At 70.7% G+C, this 5,752-nt stretch carries 4 protein-coding genes; 3 read left to right on the plus strand and 1 reads right to left on the minus strand.

Annotated elements, in window-relative coordinates; translation table 11 throughout:
• The 3 genes from PV363_RS15235 to pta form a co-directional block, all read left to right on the plus strand.
• On the plus strand, positions 1–1,667 hold a 1,667-nt coding region (locus PV363_RS15235; protein ID WP_301022765.1), incomplete at its 5' end, for a DUF3516 domain-containing protein.
• A gap of 30 nt (positions 1,668–1,697) precedes the next feature.
• On the plus strand, positions 1,698–2,216 hold the full coding sequence (locus PV363_RS15240) for a GNAT family N-acetyltransferase (RefSeq protein ID WP_220345359.1): 519 nt from the start codon (positions 1,698–1,700) through the stop codon (positions 2,214–2,216).
• 47 nt (positions 2,217–2,263) lie between these two features.
• Positions 2,264–4,345 carry a phosphate acetyltransferase gene (gene pta, locus PV363_RS15245; RefSeq protein WP_301022766.1) on the plus strand — a complete coding sequence of 694 codons (2,082 nt, stop codon included), beginning with the start codon at positions 2,264–2,266 and terminating at the stop codon, positions 4,343–4,345.
• A 12-nt stretch (positions 4,346–4,357) separates the two neighbouring features.
• Here the strand turns inward: pta and PV363_RS15250 are convergent.
• A partial coding sequence (locus tag PV363_RS15250; protein ID WP_301022767.1) for an aldehyde dehydrogenase family protein occupies positions 4,358–5,752 on the minus strand: 1,395 nt, incomplete at its 5' end.

Consider the following 5,752-nt stretch of genomic DNA (forward strand, 5'->3'; position numbering starts at 1 on the left):
GGATGCTGCCCCGCTATCGACGGCTGGTCGAGCGACTCACCCAGAAGGGTCTGCTCAAGGTCGTGTGCGGCACCGACACCCTCGGCGTCGGCATCAACGTCCCGATCAGGACCGTCCTGTTCTCGGGCCTGTCGAAGTACGACGGTGTCCGCCAGCGTCACCTCCAGGTGCGCGAGTTCCAGCAGATCGCGGGGCGTGCGGGCCGCGCCGGCTACGACACGCTCGGCCGCGTCGTCGTGCAGGCGCCCGAGCACGAGGTCGAGAACGCCAAGATGGTCCGCAAGGCCGGTGACGACGCCAAGAAGCTGCGCCGGATCCAGCGCAAGAAGCCTCCGGAGGGCTTCGTCAACTGGTCGGAGCGGACCTTCGACAAGCTGACCACGGGCGAGCCCGAGCCGCTCGCCTCGCGGATGAAGGTCAGCCACGCCATGGTGCTCAACGTGGTCGCACGCCCCGGCGACGCGTTCGCCTCGATGCGTGCCCTGCTCGAGGACAACCACTCCGACCGGGCCGAGCAGCGTCGCATGATCAACGACGCGATCGGGATCTATCGCGCCCTCGTCGCCGGCGGGGTCGTCGAGCGGCTCGCCGAGCCCGACGCCGACGGCCGTACGGTCCGGCTGACCGTCGACCTCCAGGAGAACTTCGCGCTCAACCAGCCGCTCGCTCCGTTCGGGGTGGCCGCGCTGGAGATCCTCGACCCCGACTCCGACACCTATGCGCTCGACGTGGTGTCCGTCGTGGAGGCGATCCTCGACGACCCGCGCCCGATCATCAACGCCCAGCGCAAGGCCGCCCGCGGCGAGGCCGTGGCGGGGATGAAGGCCGAGGGCATCGAGTACGAGGAGCGGATGGAGCTGCTCGAGGAGGTCGAGCACCCCCAGCCGCTGCGCGAGGAGCTCGAGGCCGCCTACGAGACCTATCGCAAGGGTCATCCGTGGGTCGCCGACCACGAGCTGCGCCCGAAGTCGGTCGTCCGCGAGATGTGGGAGACCTCGATGACGTTCAGCGAGTACGTCTCCCGCTACCAGCTCGCACGCTCGGAAGGGCTGGTCCTGCGCTATCTCGCCGACGCGTACCGCACGCTCGTGCACACCGTCCCGGAGACGTACCGCGACGACGTGCTCCGCGACATCACCGACTGGCTCGGCGAGGTCGTCCGCCAGACCGACTCCAGCCTGCTCGACGAGTGGGCGGCTCTCGCCGCCGGTGGGGGCGGCTCGGTCGACGTGACGATCGCCCACGACCCGGACGCTCCGCCGCCGCCGGTGACGTCCAACGACCGGGCGTTCCGGGTGCTCGTCCGCAACGCGCTGTTCCGCCGAGTCGAGCTCATGGCGCTGCGACGCTGGAACGACCTCGGGGCGCTGGACGCCGCGGCCGGCTGGACCGCCGACCTGTGGCACGAGGCGATCGACGACTACTTCGCCGAGTACGACACGCTCGGCACCGGTCCGGACGCCCGTGGTCCCGCGATGCTCGTGGTCGACACCGACCCCGAGGGCGCGGAGACCCGGGTCTGGCACGTCCGTCAGATCCTCGAGGACCCCGAGGGCGACCGCGACTGGGCGATCTTCGCGACCGTGCACCTCGACGCGTCGGACGAGGCGGGCGAGGCCGTGGTGCAGGTCACCGACGTCGGCCCGCTCACCGAGGCAGATGCCTGAGACGGGCACCCTGCTCCGTACCGTTCCTCCGTGGCTCTCTTCTTCCTCGCCGACCCCGACATCACCCCGTCCCTGCGCGCCGGACTCCTGCGCACCTGGACCGACTCCTCCAACGCCGGTGGAGCGGTCGGATTCGTCCCCCCGGTGACCGAGGACGACGTCGAGCCGAGCCTCGACACCGTCCTCGCGTCGGTCGGGCGAGGACGGACGCGCCTCGTGGTCGGGCTCGACGGCGACGAGGTGCGAGCCGCCGGATTCCTCGAGCGCAACACCCACCGCCTCATGCAGCACTGGGTGTGGGCCAAGACTGTGATGGTCCATCCGGAGTCGCAGGGGCACGGGGCCGGCTTCGCGCTGATGCTCTCGCTCGCCGGCGTCGCGCGCAGCATGCCCGGGATCGAGGCGATCCGGCTGGCCTGCCGAGGCGGGCTCGGCCTCGAGGACTTCTACGCACGCTGTGGCTACAAGGAGGTCGGCCGGGTGCCTGACGCGATCCGCGTCGGGGTCGACGACGACCGCGACGACATCACGATGCTGCTGACCCTCTGACCATCCCGGGCGGGCAGCCGGGGCACGCCCGGCCTAGGCTCGGGCAGGTGGGAAACAGCGTCTACATCGCCTCCGTCGAGGGGTTCACCGGCAAGTCGACTGTCGCGCTCGGGGTCGTCGAGCAGCTGTCGCGACGCGTCCAGAGGGTCGGCGTGTTCCGTCCGATCGTCCGCGGCGACGTCGCGGCGACCGGCGGACGCGACTACGTGCTCGACCTGCTCGAGTCGCACGGCGCGGTCGTCACCTCCTACGAGGACGCCGTCGGCGTGACGTACGAGGAGGTGCACAACGATCCGGTCGCCGCGATGGAGCGGATCATCGACCGGCACGCCGCGGTCGCGGCGTCCTGCGACGCCGTCGTGGTGCTGGGCACCGACTACACCGACGTCGCCGCCCCGACGGAGTTCGTCTACAACGCACGCGTCGCCGCCAACCTCGCCTCACCGGTCCTGCTCGTGCTCAACGGCGCCGACCGTACCCGTGCGGACGTCAGCAGCGTCGCCGACGTCGCCGTCGCCGAGCTGGAGGCGAACCACGCCGAGCTGTTCGCCGTGATCGTCAACCGGGTGACCGACCCCGCGGTCCTGTCCGACCTCGCGACGCTGGTCGACCGTGACGTCCTCGTCTATGCCGTGCCGGACGAGCCCGTCCTGTCGTCCCCGACCGTCGCCGACCTCATGGCCGCCTGCGACGGCACCCTCGTACGCGGCGACGAGCGTCTGCTCGGACGCGAGGCCAGTGGCTTCGTCGTCGCTGCAATGACGCTGCCGAACGTGCTCGACCGGCTCTTCGAGAGTGCCGTCGTCATCGCCCCCGGCGACCGTCCCGAGATCGTGCTGGGCGTGCTCACGGCGCACGCGTCGACCGAGTTCCCCCAGATCGCGGGCATCGTGCTCAACGGCGGCATCGCGCTGCCCGAGCAGGTCGACAGGTTGCTGCGTGGGGTCGGGTCGACCATGCCGATCATCGCCACGGACCTCGGCACCCACGCGACCTCGCAGGCGTTGACGGGGCGACGCGGCCGGCTGACCCGGGAGTCACCTCGCAAGATCACGACCGCACTCGCGCTCTTCGCCGAGCACGTCGACGGAGACGCGCTCCTCGACCGGCTCGAGGTGTCGCGGACGACCGCTGTCACGCCGCTGATGTTCGAGCACGAGATCCTGGACCGCGCGACCGCCGACCGGAAGCACATCGTGCTGCCCGAGGGCGACGACGAGCGCATCCTGCGGGCTGCCGACATCCTGCTGCGCCGCGGCGTCGCCGACCTCACGCTGCTCGGTGACCCGATCGCGCTGACCGCGCGAGCCGCGAGCCTCGGTGTGGACCTCTCGGCCGCCGCGATCGTGGACCCGAGCGCCTCCGAGGACCTGGAGCACTTCGCCCAGGAGTACTACCGGCGCCGCAAGCACCGTGGTGTCGACCTCGACGACGCCCGGGCGACGGTCACCGACGTGTCGTACTTCGGCACGATGATGGTCGAGCTCGGCCACGCCGACGGCATGGTGTCGGGTGCGGCGCACACCACCGCTCACACGATCCGGCCGGCCCTCGAGGTCGTCAAGACGGTCCCGGGCGTCTCGACGGTCTCCTCGGTGTTTTTCATGTGCCTCGAGAACCAGGTCCTCGTCTACGGCGACTGCGCCGTCGTCGTCGACCCCGACGCGGTCCAGCTGGCGGACATCGCGATCTCGTCGGCGCGCACGGCGGCGGCGTTCGGCATCGAGCCGCGGGTCGCGATGCTGTCGTACTCCACGGGCGCCTCCGGCAGCGGGGCCGACGTCGAGAAGGTCCTCAACGCGACCGGGCTCGCTCAGGAGCGCGCCCCCGAGCTGCTCATCGAGGGGCCTATCCAGTACGACGCCGCGATCGACCTCGCGGTGGCGCGGACCAAGCTCCCCGAGTCCGACGTGGCGGGACGCGCGACCGTCTTCGTGTTCCCTGACCTCAACACGGGCAACAACACGTACAAGGCGGTGCAGCGCTCGGCGGGCGCGGTCGCGATCGGCCCCGTGCTGCAGGGACTGCGGAAACCGGTCAACGACCTCTCCCGCGGCTGCACCGTCGAGGACATCGTCAACACCGTGGCCATCACCGCGATCCAGGCTCAGCAGCTCGACGCAGGCTGAGCCCGGCGCGCTCTACTTCTTGGTGACCCGCAGCGCCTTGCCTCCGTGCAGGGCGGTGAGCAGCGAGACGAACGACTTCTCCTGACCCGGGGTCCGGCCGAAGGTGGTGAGCACCATCGCCGGCTTGAACCGCGGCACGGTGACCGCGTGCGAGTAGGCGAACTCCTTGAGCCCGTCCTCGCCGTGGATCCGACCGAAGCCCGACTCCCCCACACCGCCGAACGGCAGCGACGGCACGCCGGCGAACGAGGTGACGGAGTTGACCGAGGTCATCCCGGCACGGATCTTGTGGGCGATCTCGGCCGCACGCTTCTTGCCGAAGACGGCTCCGCCCAGGCCGTACGACGTCGCGTTGGCGCGGCGTACGGCCTCGTCCATCGACGGCACCGGGTTGACGACGAGCGTCGGGCCGAACGTCTCCTCGGTCACCGCGTCGGCGTCCTCGGGGACGTCGACGAGGATCGTGGGCTGGACGAACCGCTCGCCCACGGCGTCCGGCCCTCCGACAACGGCACGGCCTCCACGCGCGACCGCATCCTCGACGTGCCGCTTGATGATCGGGACCTGGCTCGGCATCGTGATCGGCCCGTACTCGGCGTCGGCGTCCGAGCCGGCCCGTACCTTGGCGGCCTGGGCCGTGATCTCGGAGACGAAGGCGTCGAAGACCTTCTCGTGGACGTAGACCCGCTCGGTGCCGATGCACGTCTGGCCCGCGTTGGACATCCCGCCCCAGAGCGCCGCGTCGGCTGCCGCCGCGATGTCGGCGTCCTCGTCGACGATGAGCGCGTCCTTGCCGCCGCCCTCGATGACGACAGGAGTGAGGTTCTTAGCGGCTGCCTCCATCACCTTGCGTCCGGTGCGCGGTGAGCCGGTGAACGCGACCTTGTCGACCTTCGCCGACGCGAGCGCCGCGCCGGTCTCGCCGAGCCCCGTCACGACCTGGAGCACCGGGTAGTCCGAGACCACCTCGGCGAACGCGTCGACGAGCCAGGTGCCGACTCCGGGGGTGTACTCCGACGGCTTGAACACGACCGTGTTGCCGGCGGCCAGCGCGTACGCGATCGAGCCCATCGGCGTGAAGACCGGGTAGTTCCACGGGCCGATGACGCCGACGACGCCACGCGGCTTGTATTCGATGGTCGCCTTCTGGTTGACCATGAGGAGACCGGGCGAGACGGTGCGGCGCCCGAGGACCTTCTTGGCGTGGCCGGCGGCCCAGGCGATGTGGTCGATGGCGAGGCCGATCTCGAGCACGGCGTCACCATGCGGCTTGCCCGTCTCGGCGTGGACGACGTCGGCGAGCTGGTGGATGCGGCGCGTGATGACGCCGTTCCAGCGGCCGAGCACCTCCTTGCGGCCGTCGAAGCCGATCTCGGTCCACCACCCGGTGGCGACCCGGGCGCGTTC

It is taken from the genome of Mumia sp. (assembly GCF_028803055.1).
Lineage (GTDB): Bacteria > Actinomycetota > Actinomycetes > Propionibacteriales > Nocardioidaceae > Mumia.